The organism is Roseinatronobacter alkalisoli (assembly GCF_028745735.1).
Lineage (GTDB): Bacteria > Pseudomonadota > Alphaproteobacteria > Rhodobacterales > Rhodobacteraceae > Roseinatronobacter > Roseinatronobacter alkalisoli.
This window is the reverse complement of sequence record NZ_JAQZSM010000026.1, coordinates 1-15916: the sequence shown is the minus strand read 5'-3', so window position 1 is coordinate 15916 and position 15916 is coordinate 1. Positions and strand designations below refer to the sequence as shown.

General features: G+C 59.4%; 12 protein-coding genes. 6 read left to right on the top strand and 6 right to left on the bottom strand.

Annotated features, from left to right (window positions below; all coding sequences use genetic code 11):
* The first annotated feature begins 94 nt into the window (after positions 1–94).
* Entirely contained in the window at positions 95–3556 is a 3462-nt protein-coding gene (gene putA / locus PUT78_RS18880; protein ID WP_274353828.1) for a bifunctional proline dehydrogenase/L-glutamate gamma-semialdehyde dehydrogenase PutA, read from the top strand.
* 42 nt (positions 3557–3598) lie between these two features.
* Here the strand turns inward: putA and ispG are convergent, their stop codons facing one another.
* The 4 genes from ispG to PUT78_RS18860 form a co-directional block, all read right to left on the bottom strand.
* Positions 3599–4729 carry a flavodoxin-dependent (E)-4-hydroxy-3-methylbut-2-enyl-diphosphate synthase gene (ispG, locus tag PUT78_RS18875; protein ID WP_274353827.1) on the bottom strand — a complete coding sequence of 377 codons (1131 nt, stop codon included), beginning with the start codon at positions 4727–4729 and terminating at the stop codon, positions 3599–3601.
* A 114-nt stretch (positions 4730–4843) separates the two neighbouring features.
* Positions 4844–6067 (bottom strand): helix-turn-helix domain-containing protein, encoded by a 1224-nt coding sequence (locus tag PUT78_RS18870; RefSeq protein ID WP_274353826.1) that lies wholly within the window; start codon positions 6065–6067, stop codon positions 4844–4846.
* A 124-nt stretch (positions 6068–6191) separates the two neighbouring features.
* Positions 6192–7415 (bottom strand): 5-aminolevulinate synthase, encoded by a 1224-nt coding sequence (gene hemA / locus PUT78_RS18865; protein WP_274353825.1) that lies wholly within the window; start codon positions 7413–7415, stop codon positions 6192–6194.
* 181 nt (positions 7416–7596) lie between these two features.
* Entirely contained in the window at positions 7597–8001 is a 405-nt protein-coding gene (locus PUT78_RS18860) for a hypothetical protein (RefSeq protein ID WP_274353824.1), read from the bottom strand.
* 113 nt (positions 8002–8114) lie between these two features.
* Between PUT78_RS18860 and PUT78_RS18855 the strand changes: the two genes are divergently transcribed.
* From PUT78_RS18855 to PUT78_RS18845, 3 genes are all read left to right on the top strand, one after another.
* The gene (locus PUT78_RS18855; protein WP_420793525.1) at positions 8115–9503 is read left to right on the top strand and encodes a M20/M25/M40 family metallo-hydrolase; all 1389 of its coding nucleotides are present in this window, start codon (positions 8115–8117) and stop codon (positions 9501–9503) included.
* A gap of 232 nt (positions 9504–9735) precedes the next feature.
* The gene (gene cobS / locus PUT78_RS18850) at positions 9736–10707 is read left to right on the top strand and encodes a cobaltochelatase subunit CobS (protein ID WP_274353823.1); all 972 of its coding nucleotides are present in this window, start codon (positions 9736–9738) and stop codon (positions 10705–10707) included.
* Between the two features lie 231 nt (positions 10708–10938).
* Entirely contained in the window at positions 10939–11916 is a 978-nt protein-coding gene (locus PUT78_RS18845; protein ID WP_274353822.1) for a hypothetical protein, read from the top strand.
* 121 nt (positions 11917–12037) lie between these two features.
* Here the strand turns inward: PUT78_RS18845 and PUT78_RS18840 are convergent, their stop codons facing one another.
* A complete protein-coding gene (locus tag PUT78_RS18840; protein WP_274353821.1) occupies positions 12038–12625 on the bottom strand; it encodes an NADPH-dependent FMN reductase in 588 nt (195 codons plus the stop codon).
* Between the two features lie 256 nt (positions 12626–12881).
* Here PUT78_RS18840 and PUT78_RS18835 point away from each other — a divergent pair, with 256 nt between their 5' ends.
* Both PUT78_RS18835 and cobT read left to right on the top strand, forming a co-directional pair.
* A complete protein-coding gene (locus PUT78_RS18835) occupies positions 12882–13799 on the top strand; it encodes a transferrin-binding protein-like solute binding protein (RefSeq protein WP_274353820.1) in 918 nt (305 codons plus the stop codon).
* A gap of 76 nt (positions 13800–13875) precedes the next feature.
* The gene (gene cobT / locus PUT78_RS18830) at positions 13876–15744 is read left to right on the top strand and encodes a cobaltochelatase subunit CobT (RefSeq protein WP_274353819.1); all 1869 of its coding nucleotides are present in this window, start codon (positions 13876–13878) and stop codon (positions 15742–15744) included.
* Positions 15745–15764: 20 nt separating this feature from the next.
* Here cobT and PUT78_RS18825 read toward each other — a convergent pair.
* The coding region (locus tag PUT78_RS18825; protein ID WP_274351801.1) for a winged helix-turn-helix domain-containing protein at positions 15765–15916 on the bottom strand (152 nt) is incomplete at its 5' end.

Genomic DNA, 15916 nt, shown 5'->3' with positions numbered 1-15916 from the left:
ATTGGTCAATTTTGCTTCTATAATTCAAAATACGGACGATATGCAATCCTGATCTATGCAATACTGGGCCAAAGTCCTGAAAAAGGTTTTCTCGATGACACTGCAACAGCGCATCCCTGCCCAGATTTCCGACCACATCCTGCGAGATGAAGCGCACAGCGTCGCCAATGCCCGCGAACTGGCCGCGTTGGACAACGCCGCGCGCGCAAAAATTGCCGCTGACGCCGCGCGCCTTGTTGCCGATATCCGCAACCATGCGGCCCCCGCCATGATGGAGGTGTTTCTGGCCGAATACGGCCTGTCCACCGACGAAGGCATTGCCTTGATGTGTCTGGCCGAAGCGCTTCTGCGCGTGCCCGATTCCGCGACGATAGACGACCTGATCGAAGACAAGATCGTGCCATCGGACTGGGGCAGGCACCTGGGGCGGTCCTCGTCCAGTCTGGTCAATGCATCAACCTGGGCGCTTATGCTGACCGGGCGCGTACTGAATGATCGCGGACAGACCGCGGCACAGGCCCTGCGCGGCGCGGTCAAGCGGATGGGCGAACCTGTCATCCGCACCGCTGTCGGGCGCGCAATGAAGGAAATGGGCCGCCAGTTCGTTCTGGGGGAAACCATCAACGCCGCCATGAGCCGCGCATCCAAAATGGAAGCGCGTGGCTACAGCTATTCCTATGACATGCTGGGCGAAGCGGCCCGCACCATGGCGGATGCACAGCGCTATCACGCGGCCTATCGCAGCGCCATCCGCAGCATTGGCGCGGCTTCCACCGGCAATGACATCCGCGCCAATCCCGGCATTTCGGTCAAGCTGTCCGCGCTGCACCCGCGCTATGAACTGGCGCAGGCCGACCGGGTCATGGCCGAACTGGTGCCCCGTCTGCGCGAACTGGCGCGGCTGGCGGCGGCTTTGGGCATGGGCTTCAACATCGATGCCGAAGAACAGGACCGGCTGGCCCTGTCGCTCGATGTGATCGGTGAAGTGCTGCGCGACCCCGCACTGGACGGCTGGGACGGGTTCGGCGTGGTTGTGCAGGCCTATGGCCCGCGCGCGGGCGATGTAATCGACTGGCTGAACGATCAGGCCGGATTGCATGGCCGCAAACTGATGGTGCGGCTGGTCAAGGGGGCCTATTGGGACACCGAAATCAAGCGCGCGCAGGTCATGGGGCTGGACGGGTTTCCGGTGCTGACACAAAAGCCGGCTGCGGATGTCAATTTCATTGCCTGCGCGCGCAAGCTGCTGGGCATGACCACGCGCCTTTATCCGCAATTCGCCACCCATAATGCGCATACCGCCGCTGCGGTGCTGCATATGGCCAAGGACATGCAGATCAACCCGCTGGATTATGAATTTCAGCGCCTGCATGGCATGGGCGAAGCGCTGCATGACCTGATTCTGACCCGCAATGCCACGCGCTGCCGGATCTATGCGCCAGTGGGCGCGCATAAGGATCTGCTGGCCTATCTGGTGCGGCGGTTGCTGGAAAACGGGGCGAATTCATCCTTCGTGAACCAGATTGTCGATGCCGATGTCCCGCCCGAAACCGTGGCCGCCTGCCCCTTTGCGGCGCTGGACGCGCTGCCGGAGGGGCGCAATCCGAAGCTGGCGGTCGGGCCGGACCTGTTTGGCAAGGACCGTCGCAATTCGCGCGGCTGGGATCTGACCTGCCAGTCCGATCTTGCGGCGATTACCGCCGCGCGCAAACCGCATATGACAGCGCATTTCCACGCAGGCCCGCTGCTGGCGGGCAAGGTGACAGGGGGCACAAGCTACGACGCCCGCAACCCCGCCGACCCGACCGACCATCTGGGCGAGGTGACACAGGCCGCGCCCGAGGATGTGAGCGCGGCACTGGCTTCCGCCCGTGCATGGAACGCTGATGCAGCCACCCGCGCGCAGGTTCTGAACCGCGCCGCTGATCTGTATGAAGACCATTTCGGCGCGATCTTTGCGATTCTGGCGCGCGAAGCGGGGAAAACCCAACTTGATGCGGTAGGTGAATTGCGCGAAGCGGTGGATTTCCTGCGCTATTATGCATTGCAGGCGCAAAGCCTTGATGCGCCCGCGCGCGGGGTATTCACCTGCATCAGCCCGTGGAATTTTCCGCTGGCTATTTTCACCGGCCAGATTGCCGGGGCGCTGGCGACGGGCAACGCAGTTCTGGCCAAACCCGCAGAACAGACGCCGGTCATCGCCCATTTTGCCACCACCCTGCTGCATGAAGCGGGTGTGCCGCGCGATGTGCTGCAATTGCTGCCGGGCGACGGTGCCAGTGTCGGCGCGGCGCTGACATCGGATGCGCGCGTGGGTGGCGTGGCCTTCACCGGGTCCACAGATACCGCACTGCTGATCCGGCGCGCGATGGCCGAACACCTGTCACCGGACGCGCCGCTGATTGCCGAAACCGGCGGGCTGAACGCGATGATCGTGGACAGCACAGCCTTGCCCGAACAGGCCGTGCGCGACATTCTGGCATCGGCGTTTCAGTCTGCGGGCCAGCGCTGTTCGGCGTTGCGCTGCCTGTATCTGCAGGAAGATATCGCCGAGGATGTGGAAAAAATGCTGTTTGGCGCAATGGACGAATTGCGCCTTGGCGACCCCTGGCATCTGGAAACCGATATCGGCCCGGTCATTGACAATGACGCGCGCGACCAGATTACCGAATATGTAGCGCAGGCCACCAGCGACGGGCGCTTGCTGCACCGTATCAACGCCCCCTCGGACGGGTATTTCATTGCACCGGTTGCGTTGCGCGTTACCGGCATCAAGGCCATGACGAGAGAGGTTTTCGGGCCGGTGCTGCATATTGCACGGTTCCGCGCCGCGGATATGGACCGTGTGATAGATGACATCAACGCCAGCGGCTATGGGCTGACCTTCGGGTTACACACGCGCATCGATGCGCGGGTTCAGCATATTGTCGACCGGGTGCGCGCGGGCAACATATATGTCAATCGCAACCAGATCGGCGCGGTTGTCGGCAGCCAGCCTTTCGGCGGCGAAGGGCTGTCGGGAACGGGGCCAAAGGCGGGCGGGCCGCACTACCTGCACCGTTTCACGCGCACCAGCGTGGACCACAGTGACCAGTCCGCCCCGACCGTGCCGCACGCGGTGCTGGAACAGGCGCTGGCGGCCCCCGCACCAGCCAGCGCGCCGCTGCCCCCCGATCAGGAATTGCCCGGCCCTACGGGCGAAACCAACAGGTTGCGCCACGCCCGGCGCCTGCCGGTTCTGTGTCTGGGCCCGCAACCCGCGCAGGCAGACATGCAGGCCGACGCGGTACGCGCGCTTGGGGGCATTGCCATCACAGCCGGGGGCATTCCGGAAGGGCTGGACCGGCTTGACGGCTTTTCCGCCGTGATTTTCTGGGGACCGGAAGACCAGGCGCGCGAGATTGCGCGCACTCTCTCCCGGCGAGAGGGGCCGATTGTGCCCCTGATCACGGAAGCACCGGATGCAGGCTATGTTCTGCTGGAACGCCATCTGTGCGTGGATACGACCGCTTCAGGCGGGAATGCGCAGCTTCTGGCGGAAATCGGCGAATCGTAGCAGGAAGGCGTAAGGGGGCGTGCGTGGCACGCGCCCTGTCGGCTATTCTGCGGCCTGTTCCTGCGCCTGCGCTGCGTCAATTTCGGCGGCGCGGCGTTCGACCTGTTCGACGATATGGTCCACCATCTGCGCATTGTCCATCTTGTGGCTTTGCTTGCCCGCCAGATAGACCATCCCCGCCCCTGCGCCACCACCGGTGAAGCCGATATCGGTCATCAATGCCTCGCCCGGACCATTGACCACGCAGCCGATGATCGACAGGCTCATGGGGGTCTTGATATGGGCAAGCCGGTCTTCCAGCGCCGATACGGTCTTGATCACGTCAAACCCCTGCCGCGCACAGGACGGGCAGGAAATGATATTCACACCGCGATGCCGCAGCCCCAGCGATTTCAGGATTTCATAACCGACCCTGACTTCTTCCACCGGGTCAGCGGACAGGGACACGCGGATTGTATCGCCAATTCCCATCCATAGCAGATTGCCCAGCCCTATGGCCGATTTGACCGTGCCCGAAACCAGACCGCCCGCTTCGGTTATGCCCAGATGGATGGGCGCGTCTGTTGCCTCTGCCAGGCCCATATAGGCCGCTGCCGACATGAACACATCAGACGCCTTCACGCTGATCTTGAAATTGTGGAAATCATTGTCCTGAAGGATGCGGATATGCTCCAGCCCGCTTTCGATCATGGCATCGGGGCAAGGTTCGCCATATTTTTCCAGCAGATGCTTTTCCAGCGACCCGGCATTCACCCCGATCCGGATGGAACAGCCGTTATCGCGCGCGGCCTTGATGACATCGCGCACGCGGCCCGCATCGCCAATATTCCCTGGGTTGATGCGCAGACAGGCCGCGCCCGCCTCGGCGGCTTCGATCCCGCGCTTATAGTGGAAATGAATATCGGCCACGATGGGCACCGGGCTTTCGCGCACCACTTCGCGCAGTGCGCTGCTGGCCGCGACATCGGGCACGGACACACGCACAATATCGGCCCCGGCCTCGGCGCAGGCCAGAATCTGGCGGATCGTTGCAGGCGCATCCCCCGAATCGGTGTTGGTCATGGTCTGGACGCTGATGGGTGCGTCACCACCGACAGGCACATTCCCGACCATGATCTGGCGGGATTTGCGCCGTGCAATGTTGCGCCATGGGCGAATATGATTATGGTCCATCCGGATGCGCGCCTTTGCCAGCAGGGAACTGTCGCGCTACAGATAAACCACTTCACCGCAGGCGGCAACCGGCCCTGCGGGACTGTGAACTGCCACCTGCCATTGCGGCGCGTGTCAGTCAGGAGCCTGCGCGAAATCCACGAAATTCTGCAGATCACTGTCACCGCTCAGGTCAGCAACGGCAAAGCGTTCAGACACCGCATCCGGCGACAAGCGGACCTGATCCACAACCTGCGCACCCGGTGCAGTCGGGCCGAAGGGTTGCCCGTCGACCAGTACGTAAACCGAACCGGAATTTCCGGCGCGCAGAATGGAAGGTTCTTCGGATTGCGGCACAGTGTAGCGTTCGCCCGCATCAAGAATGCGTTCAAACAGTACAGTGCCATCAGCGGCGCGCACGCGAATCCAGCTTGGCCGCACGGCCAGCACCTCTACCTGCGGGGGGCCATCACGGGTGACACGCACATCGGCGGTCACAACCTCGTCGCCCTGTGCGAAAACGCCGCCCGACGCATCGGCCAGGGCACGCTCTATTGCGTCACGGGTTTGTGCCGCGCCGTCATCCGCCCCGGTGCCGCGCGGGTTTATCGCGGCAATCGGGCCATCGCGCGACACCATAACCGGTGCATCCAGCGCTTCGGGACGATAGGCCCGCACCACGCCTTGCGCATTCGCGACAACCGGGTCGTCACGGCCGATGCGCAAGTCATCCGTGCCATTTTCCGCAACACGGGGGGCAGCACCACTCATCACCGGGTCCAGATCCGCCATGACTTCGGGCGGCTGGTCAGCGGGGACAAGGTTCACCCGCTGCACTTCCTTGAGGACGGTCCAGCCGCCATATCCAAGCCCGCCAATCAAGGCCAGAAGGACGGCAATTGATGCCAGCGCGCCCAGATCCAGCCTGCGCCAGAACGGTTCCGGTTCGACCGCCAGCCTTGTGCGCGACAACAGACCTGTCTGAAAATCACGGTTGACCGGCACATTCGGCCGTTTGGGTGTCGGGGTTTTCTGAAGATCGGGATTGATGGCGAAATTTGTCTCGGCGCAGAACTTGGCGTAGCACCAGTCCGGGTCCATCCCCAGATACCGGGCGTAGGAGCGCACATAGCCCGCAACGAAGCTGGTCGCTTCGAATGCAGTCAGATCGCCCGCTTCTATTGCCGAAATATATGTCGCCCGAATGTGCAGTTCCCGCTGAACATCCAGCAACGATTTTCCCATAGTGGCCCGCTCGCCACGCATCAGGTCACCCAAGCGTACTTCGAAATCATCAAAGCCCACAGCACCTGTCTGCGCTTCAGCCTCAGCCTCGGGTTTGCTGCCAAACCACTTCATTCCCGCCCCTTAAACACAGATTTTGTTGCCCAAAAACCACATGACCGACACGGACTTCTTGTGATCCATTGACGATTGATCAGAGTATACGGGTTTTCACGCGGAATTGAAGCGCTAAGATTTATCAGGCAGAAATTTCGGCGCGATTCAGCGCACAATGCGCCCAAAGCCCATCCATTGCGCGCACAAGCTCATCGATCATACGTGGCGTATGCACCGGCGAGGGGGTGAAGCGCAGCCGTTCGGTGCCACGCGGCACTGTCGGGAAATTGATCGGCTGGACGTAAATTCCGTTTTGCGTCAACAACATATCCGAAATTGCCTTGCAATGGACAGGGTGGCCCACATGCACCGGAACGATATGGCTGCCGTAATCAATGATCGGCAATCCCAGCCCGCGCAGGCGCATTTTAAGGATGCTGGCGTTCTCCTGCTGCTTGTCGCGCAAATATTGTGCAGTCTTCAGATATTCTACCGATGCCGCCGCACCTGCCGCCACAGCGGGGGGAATTGACGTCGTGAAAATGAAGCCCGGCGCATAGGACCGCACCGCATCGCACATTTTGGCGGAAGCCGCGATATAGCCGCCCATGACGCCGTAAGCCTTGGCCAGCGTGCCGTTGATAATGTCGATCCGGTGCATCATTCCGTCACGTTCGCACACACCCGCCCCCCGCGGGCCATACATGCCCACGGCGTGAACTTCGTCGATATAGGTCAGCGCGCCGAATTCATCCGCCAGATCGCAGATTTCCCCGATCGGGGCGAAATCACCATCCATGGAATAGATTGATTCGAACGCGATCAGCTTGGGCGCTGCGGGGTCATCCGCTTCCAGCAATTCGCGCAGATGGGCCACGTCATTATGGCGGAAAACACGCTTGGCCCCGCCATTGCGGCGCACCCCTTCGATCATGGAGGCGTGATTGAGCGCGTCGGAATAAATGATCAGGCCGGGAAACAGCTTCGGCAGGGTCGAAAGCGTCGCGTCATTGGCAATATAGGCAGAGGTGAAGACAAGCGCCGATTCCTTGCCATGCAGATCAGCAAGCGAGGCTTCCAGCCGTTTGTGATACACAGTCGTGCCGGAAATATTGCGCGTGCCGCCGGACCCTGCACCCGTTGCGTGCAGCGCTTCATTCATCGCCTGCAACACGACCGGATTCTGCCCCATGCCCAGATAGTCATTGCCGCACCAGACGACGATATCCTGTTGTCCGCCATCCGGGCGTGTCCACACAGCATGCGGAAACTGGCCCTGACGACGTTCGATATCGATGAAGGTCCGGTAACGGCCTTCATCATGAAGCCTTTGAATGGCGGTATCGAGCGCAGCGTTATAGTCCAAGACCCTCTCCCTCGCGGTTGGCTGGGTACATATTCTTTTATATCTATCTGACGCATGTTTTTCAACGTGCCGATACGAACCCTGATACGACAGGGGAAAACTGTTGCCTTTGACCTAAATCAAACATGCGATTAGAACAAATCAAAATTGCAGCGACCGATTGTCGCGACTCCCCGCATCTTCAGCGCGGCGCAATTTCCAGCACGATTTCGCAAGCCCGTCCACCGCTGCGCAGGCTGTTGCATTCTGCGATGGCGGCCTGTTTCGCACGCTCCATATCCGGCAAATCCGACAGCGCCACAGCCGAAGCCGCAGGCATGCCGTTGCGAATAAACCCGTCAGCGGGCGCAACCGCCAATGCGCCGAACCCGCTGCCCTCGGGCAGAAACAGCGCAAGCGCTTCTTCGTTCTGGCCGACAAGGCGCAATGTCGCCAGTTCTTCGTCATTCAGGAACCCATGCTGATGCAGGGTTATCTGCGTGTTCGCCAATTCAAAACGCTGCAAGTTTGCGGGATCGGCATATGTTGCCGCAACAGACATACAGACTAAGGCGGCGGCCATTGGAAGCAGGGTGCGTGGTGTCATGTCATTTATCATCCGAATCAATCGTAACCTGTTCGCTGCTTATAAACACTGAAGCGGGGCTGGACAGCCCGAGATGCTTTGATAGGCTGCGCCCGACACATATCGCGGAGAGCATGATGACAAACGACCTGAACAAGGTTCTGGCACGGATTGACCAGGACCTGCCCGATGCCCTGGACCGGTTGCAGGATTTGCTGCGCATCCCATCGGTTTCCACCGATCCGGCATTTGCATCAGATGTCGACCGCGCCGCGCAATGGCTGGTTAACGACCTGAATAATCTTGGATTTTCAGCCCGCAAGGATGAAACGCCCGGCCACCCGATGGTGGTGGCAACCGGGGGCGCGCAGGATGGGGCGCATTTGCTGTTTTATGGCCATTATGATGTGCAGCCGGTTGACCCGCTGGACCTGTGGAACACCGACCCGTTTGACCCCGTGATCGAGGACACAGCCAACGGAAAAGTGATCCGCGCGCGCGGCGCATCCGACGACAAGGGCCAGTTGATGACCTTCGTTGAGGCCTGTCGTGCATGGCTGGCGGTGCATGGCACGCTTCCGGTGAAGCTGACATTCTGCATGGAAGGCGAGGAAGAAAGCGGCTCGCCCTCGCTCGTGCCTTATCTGGAAGCAAACCGCGACGCATTGCGCGCCGATCTGGCGCTGATCTGCGACACAGGGCTGTTTGACGCGCAGACCCCCGCCATCACCACCATGCTGCGCGGGCTTCTGGGCGAAGAAATCATCATTCACGGCCCGGCGCGTGACCTGCATTCGGGCGCATTTGGCGGGGCGGCGATGAACCCCGCGCGTGTTCTGGCCCGCATTCTGGCCGATCTGCATGATGATCAGGGGCGCGTCACCCTGCCCGGTTTTTATGATGGCGTGCCGGAACTGACCGACGCGCTGCGCAGCCAATGGGACGGGCTGGGTTTTGACGCGGATGCGTTTCTGGGGTCTGTCGGACTGAAACACCCCGCCGGAGAGGCCGGGCGCAGCGCGCTGGAAATGATCTGGTCGCGCCCGACATGCGAAATCAACGGCATGACCGCAGGCTATACCGGGGCCGGGTTCAAGACAGTGCTGCCTGCGCGCGCATCTGCCAAGGTCAGCTTCCGCTTGGTGGGCAGCCAGAATCCGCAGGAATTGCGCGCGGCATTTCGTGATTTCGTGCGCGCCCGCATTCCCGCCGATTGCCGGGTGGAATTCATCGACCATGGCGCATCTCCCGCATCGGTCATGGAAACCAGCCATCCCGCATTTGAAGCCGCGCGCGCAGCCCTGAGCGACGAATGGCCCAAACCCGCTGCATTCGTTGGCGCAGGCGGGTCGATCCCGATTGCGGGCTATTTCAAATCGATCCTTGGCATGGATTCCATGCTGATCGGATTTGCCAAGGATGATGATCAGATACACTCGCCAAATGAAAAGTATGATCTGGACAGCTTTCATCGCGGCATCAGGTCATGGGCGCGAATTATCGACGCAGTTTCAAGGGCCTGAAGGGGTATCCTGAAGCAGGAACTGCAGCGATTGGAAAGCGGGCAATATCGGGTTTGTGCAAGTTGCCCGCGCGGCGGGAGTATTTCACACCAACCACCGCAGGCACCGGAAGGGGCGCGGCAGCGCAATCATCGCGCGCCCTTCCCCTTGCACCTGCGCGGGATATGTTCCACAGACTAGGCAAACGCGCCCCTTCGCGCATCGACGACACTTTCACGCGGGAAATGACAGTATGACGGCACCATTGAAACCGACCGAAGAAATCCATGTGCGGGATGTATTCGGCATCGACAGTGACATGACGGTCAAGGGCTTTGCCGAGGCGACCGACCGTGTGCCTGCGCTGGACCCGACGTATAAATTCGACCCAGACACGACATTGGCCATCCTTGCGGGCTTTGCCTATAACCGCCGCGTCATGGTGCAGGGCTATCACGGTACCGGCAAATCCACCCATATCGAACAGATCGCGGCACGGCTGAACTGGCCTGCGGTGCGGGTGAATCTGGACAGCCATATCAGCCGCATCGACCTGATCGGCAAGGACGCGATCAAGCTGAAGGAAGGGGTGCAGGTCACGGAGTTTCAGGAAGGCATCCTGCCCTGGGCACTGCGCAACCCGGTTGCGATTGTGTTCGACGAATATGACGCGGGCCGCCCCGATGTGATGTTCGTGATCCAGCGCGTGCTGGAACATGACGGCAAGCTGACGCTGCTGGACCAGAATGAAATCATCACCCCGCATCCCAGCTTCCGGCTGTTTGCCACAGCGAATACTGTGGGTCTGGGCGACACGACGGGCCTGTATCATGGTGTGCAGCAGATCAACCAGGCGCAGATGGACCGCTGGTCACTGGTCGCCACGCTGAACTATCTGAGCCATGACGCGGAAACCGCCATCGTTCTGTCCAAGAACCCGGCCTATAACACCGCCAAGGGCCGGCAGGAAATCAGCCAGATGGTGACTGTCGCGGACCTGACGCGCACAGCATTCATGAATGGCGATCTGTCCACGGTCATGTCGCCGCGCACTGTCATCAACTGGGCCGAAAACGCACGCATTTTCCGGTCCATCGGCTATGCGTTCCGGCTGTCCTTCCTGAACAAATGCGACGAGTTGGAACGCCAGACCGTGGCGGAATTCTATCAGCGCTGCTTTGACGAGGAATTGCCGGAATCGGCCGTCAGCATGGCACTGGGGTAAATGAAGGGGCCGCAAGGCCCCTTTTTTGTGCGGGGTGCGCGGAAGAGCCCATTGCGGACGGTCTACCTAAGTTCCGTCGCCAAAAGCGCATAGACTGCGGTTCGCCAATCTTGATCAGTGCGCATCTGAGAACTAACTTTTATGACGTATCGCAGACTTTCCTTGCTTTTGGATCGCAAAGGAGCGATGATTAAGGTAGCTATCGAGTAATCGAGATATTAATCGAACCCCATGACATCCGACGATATTAATTCTGAGAATATTATCGACCTCGCAAATGAGGTTATGGATAATTTCTTTATTTTCTCAGACGAAAACTTTCTGACGCCGTTGGCTCCCTATTCAAATACTGAGTTCATATTTCACGAACCCTTTTCTGCAGCGACTTCAGCGCTTACTGGAGTGATTACAGCTGCCGAGCTACCATATCAGCTGGTTAACGAATATACGCTTCAACGTAAATTTGATCGTATTCACGCCTCTGAGAGTATTTTGGCGCTTAAAAAGTCTAACCCCAAGGCAGAAGTTGTGGATACTTCTCCTTTTGCGATTTTGGAAAGATCAAATGAGAAAATGAAGGGATTTCTTGATAGCGAGGAGGGCAAAATATTTTTAAGAGATCAAGTTATCATGGACTTGAGCAGACAATTGAAATCTGCTAAAATTCAACAAGCTCTTCAAGAACTTCAAATCCAGACAATCATTTCTGTTTGGTCAATATTTGAAAGTTTTGGTAGATCTTTTTTTACTCAATGGCTCAATAAGTTTCCTGGCGATGCGATTAAGGTTGCCAATGCTCCGGGATTTAAAGATCTAAGCTCAAAGCAAACAATTGATATAAAGTCGCTTAATCAATTTGGGTTTGACCTATCAGATAAAATGGGAGATATTATCTTAGGCACAAGGCGATTAGACAGTCTTTTCGCATTGCGCGCTATTGCGAGAACTTTATTCAACTCTCAAGAAGTTTCGAGCGCTCTAACCGGGGACCTATGGCTGTTAAATCAGCGCCGTCACCTATTTGTCCACAAGAGAGGAGTCGTTGATCCAGATTACATAAAAAATAGTGGAGAAAATTTAGCCGCTGGAGATCGGTTATTGGTATCTTGCGACGACGTTGAGAAACACATAATGTCCGTCCGCTTTGCGATTCTAGAAATTGGTAAGGCATCAACTTCGAGACTTAGTGAACTCAATGTTGATAAATGACACCTGAGAGACTTGCGTTTGTTCGACTGAGCGACTGTCCGCTCCGTCCCGCATTCCTGCCCTGCCCCCCAGCAAAAAGGGCGCACCGAAGTGCGCCCTGTTCTTGCAGCAGACCGTCGGATCAGCCGCGTGCGGTCATTGTCGCGCGGGTCCACCAGTCCAGATCTTCCAGCATGGCATCGGCTGACGGGCCGATAGAGCCCTCAATCTCTGACATGGGTTTGGGATCACCGCCCAGGGGGTGAACCGTGAAGAAATCGCTGCCGCCGATATGTACGGCCGCGCGGGTTGAGACCATCTGCAATTCAATCCCGATGGTGCGCAGATGTTCTGCGGCGCGGGTGCCACCGACGGAGCCATAGCTGACAATGCCGAACGCCTTGCGGTTCCATTCGACATAGGCCTGATCCAGCGCGTTTTTCAATGCGCCGGGGATGGAACGGTTATATTCTGCGGTGACAAAGATGAAGCCGTCGAACTGGCCGATCTTTTCCTGCCATGCCCGTGCCTTGGGGTCTTCTGTCGGGGCCCAGGCATTGGATGCCACTTCGTTGAACAGCGGAAGGTCGAAATCCTGCAGGTCGAGATACTCGACATCCCAGTCATCACGCGCCTGCGCACGTTCAAGAATCCATTTTGCAGGTGTGTCGCCGAAGCGGGACTCGCGGGTGGAGCCTAAGATCACGGCAATGCGGGGTGTTTGGGACATAATGCGCCTTCTCATGTTGGTTTTAACTTACAACCATGTAGGTAAACATTTGTTCCCAATTGAAAACACAGAGGGTTGCACAGCGTCTGTGCGCGAATGTGCAAACGGCCACGGGGCTGACAAAACCGTGATTGCGGCAGGAATTGTTTCCAAAGTCGCAATATTGCGCCAGCTTGACCGCTATTCCTTCCAATTTCGGACATGTTTGACTGGCATCAGATGATCAGATTTTCAAAACCACCAGAGAGTCCTGATCATGTTGCGCATATTCGCTGTTTCCTGCCTGGCCATTACTGCCCTGACCGCCTGCGGCGATGACGGGGGCATGGGCATGGCACCCCAGTCCCACACAAACGTCATGACCAGTGGCCCCGGCAATACGCTGGTGCAATCAGGTCAGGGGAATTCAGGCGGCGTGCTGGCACGCGACGGGCAGGACCCGGTCGCCGGCGTAGAGGCAACGATGGTCTATAATGCCGCGGGGCGTGGCAGCGGGGCGCGGGTGGATTTCCACAATGGCCCGATGGTCGGCGTCAGCGTGCAATGCAACCGTGCGGGCGGCGGGGCCACAGTGCCCGAATGTACGGCAATCAACGCCGAAAGCGCCTATCTGGTGAATGAGCTAAGCGGTGTGCTGTCCTATGCCGGTGCTTTTGCCGTGAATGGCTATGGCCCCAATCAGGACCAGAACGGTTTTGCCGCAATCCATGCCGGACCGGGGACAACGGCCACTGTGAACCTGCCCGGAACAGCGGTAAACTACACAGGGCAATTCCAGTCGGGGGCCAGCATGATCAGCGGCGGCAACCGTTTTGCAGGCCGGGCCAACGGGAGCACGGTTCTGGATGCTGATTTTGCCGCAGGTCGGCTGTCCGGTCAGTTCACCGGCACATTGCGCGATGATGCGACTGGCCTGACAACCGCATTGAATGCCGGGTTTGACAACGCGGCCATCGACCCCAATGCGCGTTTTTTCAACACGGAAGACACCAGTTTCACCTATGGCGGGCAGCAAGCCTGGGGCGAGCTGGATGGCGCATTCTATGGTCCCAATGCCGAAGAAGCGGCAGGCGCATTCGGCTTTGGCAACCAGTTGGGCGGCATGAGCGGCGTGATGATCGGCTGTTCGGAATATCGCGGGATTGATTGCATCGCACCGACACCCCGATTCTGACAGCGGCGGCGCTTTCTTTTCCGCCAGCGCTGGTCTATCTCTGGAATGACCACCCTGGCAACAAGAGCAAGCGCGCATGACCCGCACCGACAACCCTGCCGACCCGTTCAAGAAAGCGCTGTCAGATGCGACGCGCACAATGGCCGATATGCGCGAGATGACCGTCACCTATTCGGTGGATCCGCCGGGCGTCAGTGGCGACACCATGCGCCTGCCACAGGTCACCCGCCGCATGACCCGCGACGAGGTGTTACTGGCGCGCGGCACGGCGGACACTTTGGCATTGCGCCTGCGTTTTCATGATGACGCGACCCATGCACGCTATCTGCCGACAGGTCCGATAGCGCGCGAGCTGTATCAGGCCATGGAAGATGCGCGTTGCGAAGCGGTGGGTGCCCGCCACATGCCGGGCACCGCCCAGAATATCGACGCGCGCATTTCCCATGACGCGACCCGCAAGGGCTATGCCCAGATCCGCAACCGGCAGGATGCCCCCCTGCCCGTTGCCGCAAGCTACATGATCCGCGAACTTGCCACGGGCCGCGCCCTGCCGCAAGGGGCCGATCAGGTGCTGAACCTGTGGCGCGGTTTCATCGAAGAACGTGCAGGCGGGACACTGGAGGGGTTGGAACAGGCACTGAACGACCAGACCGCCTTTGCCCGGTTTGCGCGCAAGATGATCGCGGATCTGGGCTATGGCGACCAGTTGGGCGATGACCCCGACGATACCGGCGACGAGGATGACAGCACCGATACCGAAGCAGAGGACCAGCCCGAAGAGCAGGACAATCCCGACAGCACCGGGCAGGATGAACAATCCGACGAGGACAGCGACGAAGACAGCCCCGTACAGGACAGCGCGCAGGCCGATGCCGCCCTTGATCAGGATGCCAGCGACGAGATGTCGGACGAAGCCGACATGCCCGAAGGCGAAGCACCGCTCGACCCGCCCCCACCTGCCCCCCATTCCGAAGCAAGCGCAGACTACAAGGTGTTCAGCACCGCCTTTGACGAGGAAATCCGCGCCGAAGATCTGGCCGAACCGGCGGAACTGGAACGCCTGCGCGCCTATCTGGACCAGCAGCTGGAACCGCTGAAAGGCGCAGTGTCGCGGCTTGCCAACAAATTGCAGCGCCGCCTGCAGGCGCAGCAGAACCGGTCATGGCTGTTTGATCTGGAAGAAGGCATTCTGGATGCGGGCCGCTTGGCGCGGGTTGTCGCCAACCCCACCACACCGCTGTCATTCAAGCAGGAAAAAGATACCGAATTCCGCGATACTGTGGTCACGCTGCTGCTGGACAATTCCGGGTCCATGCGCGGACGCCCCATTTCCATTGCCGCAATCTGCGCCGATGTTCTGGCCCGCACGCTGGAGCGGTGCAATGTGAAGGTAGAAATCCTGGGCTTTACCACCCGCGCCTGGAAAGGCGGGCAATCACGCGAACGCTGGCTGGGTGAAGGGCGCAGCGCGCAACCGGGGCGGCTGAATGACCTGCGCCATATCATCTATAAACAGGCCGATGCGCCATGGCGGCGCGTGCGCCCCAATCTGGGCCTGATGATGAAAGAAGGTTTGCTGAAGGAAAATATCGACGGCGAGGCATTGGAATGGGCGCATCGCCGCATGCTGGCCCGGCCAGAGGCGCGCAAGATCCTGATGGTCATTTCCGATGGCGCGCCAGTGGATGATTCAACCCTGTCGGTCAATGCGGCCAATTATCTGGAACGCCATCTGCGCGATGTGATTGCGCTGGTCGAACGCCGCCGCGCAGTAGAATTGCTGGCCATCGGTATCGGGCATGATGTGACACGCTATTACGAACGCGCGGTCACCATTACCGATGTCGAACAACTGGCCGGGGCGATGACCGAACAACTGGCCGCACTTTTTGACAAAGACCCGCGCGCAAGGGCGCGCTTCAGCGGGATCAGGCGCGTGATGTAGCTGTCGCGCGGTCTGGGGTGTTATCCCATGGCGTAGCCTGCGCCTCGGACGGTGCGGATGGGGTCGGGGCCGCCGGTGGTGCATAATGTCTTGCGCAGCCTTCCCACATGCACATCCACAGTGCGCGTGTCGATATAGATGTCGCGCCCCCAGACGCGGTCCAGAAGCGCCT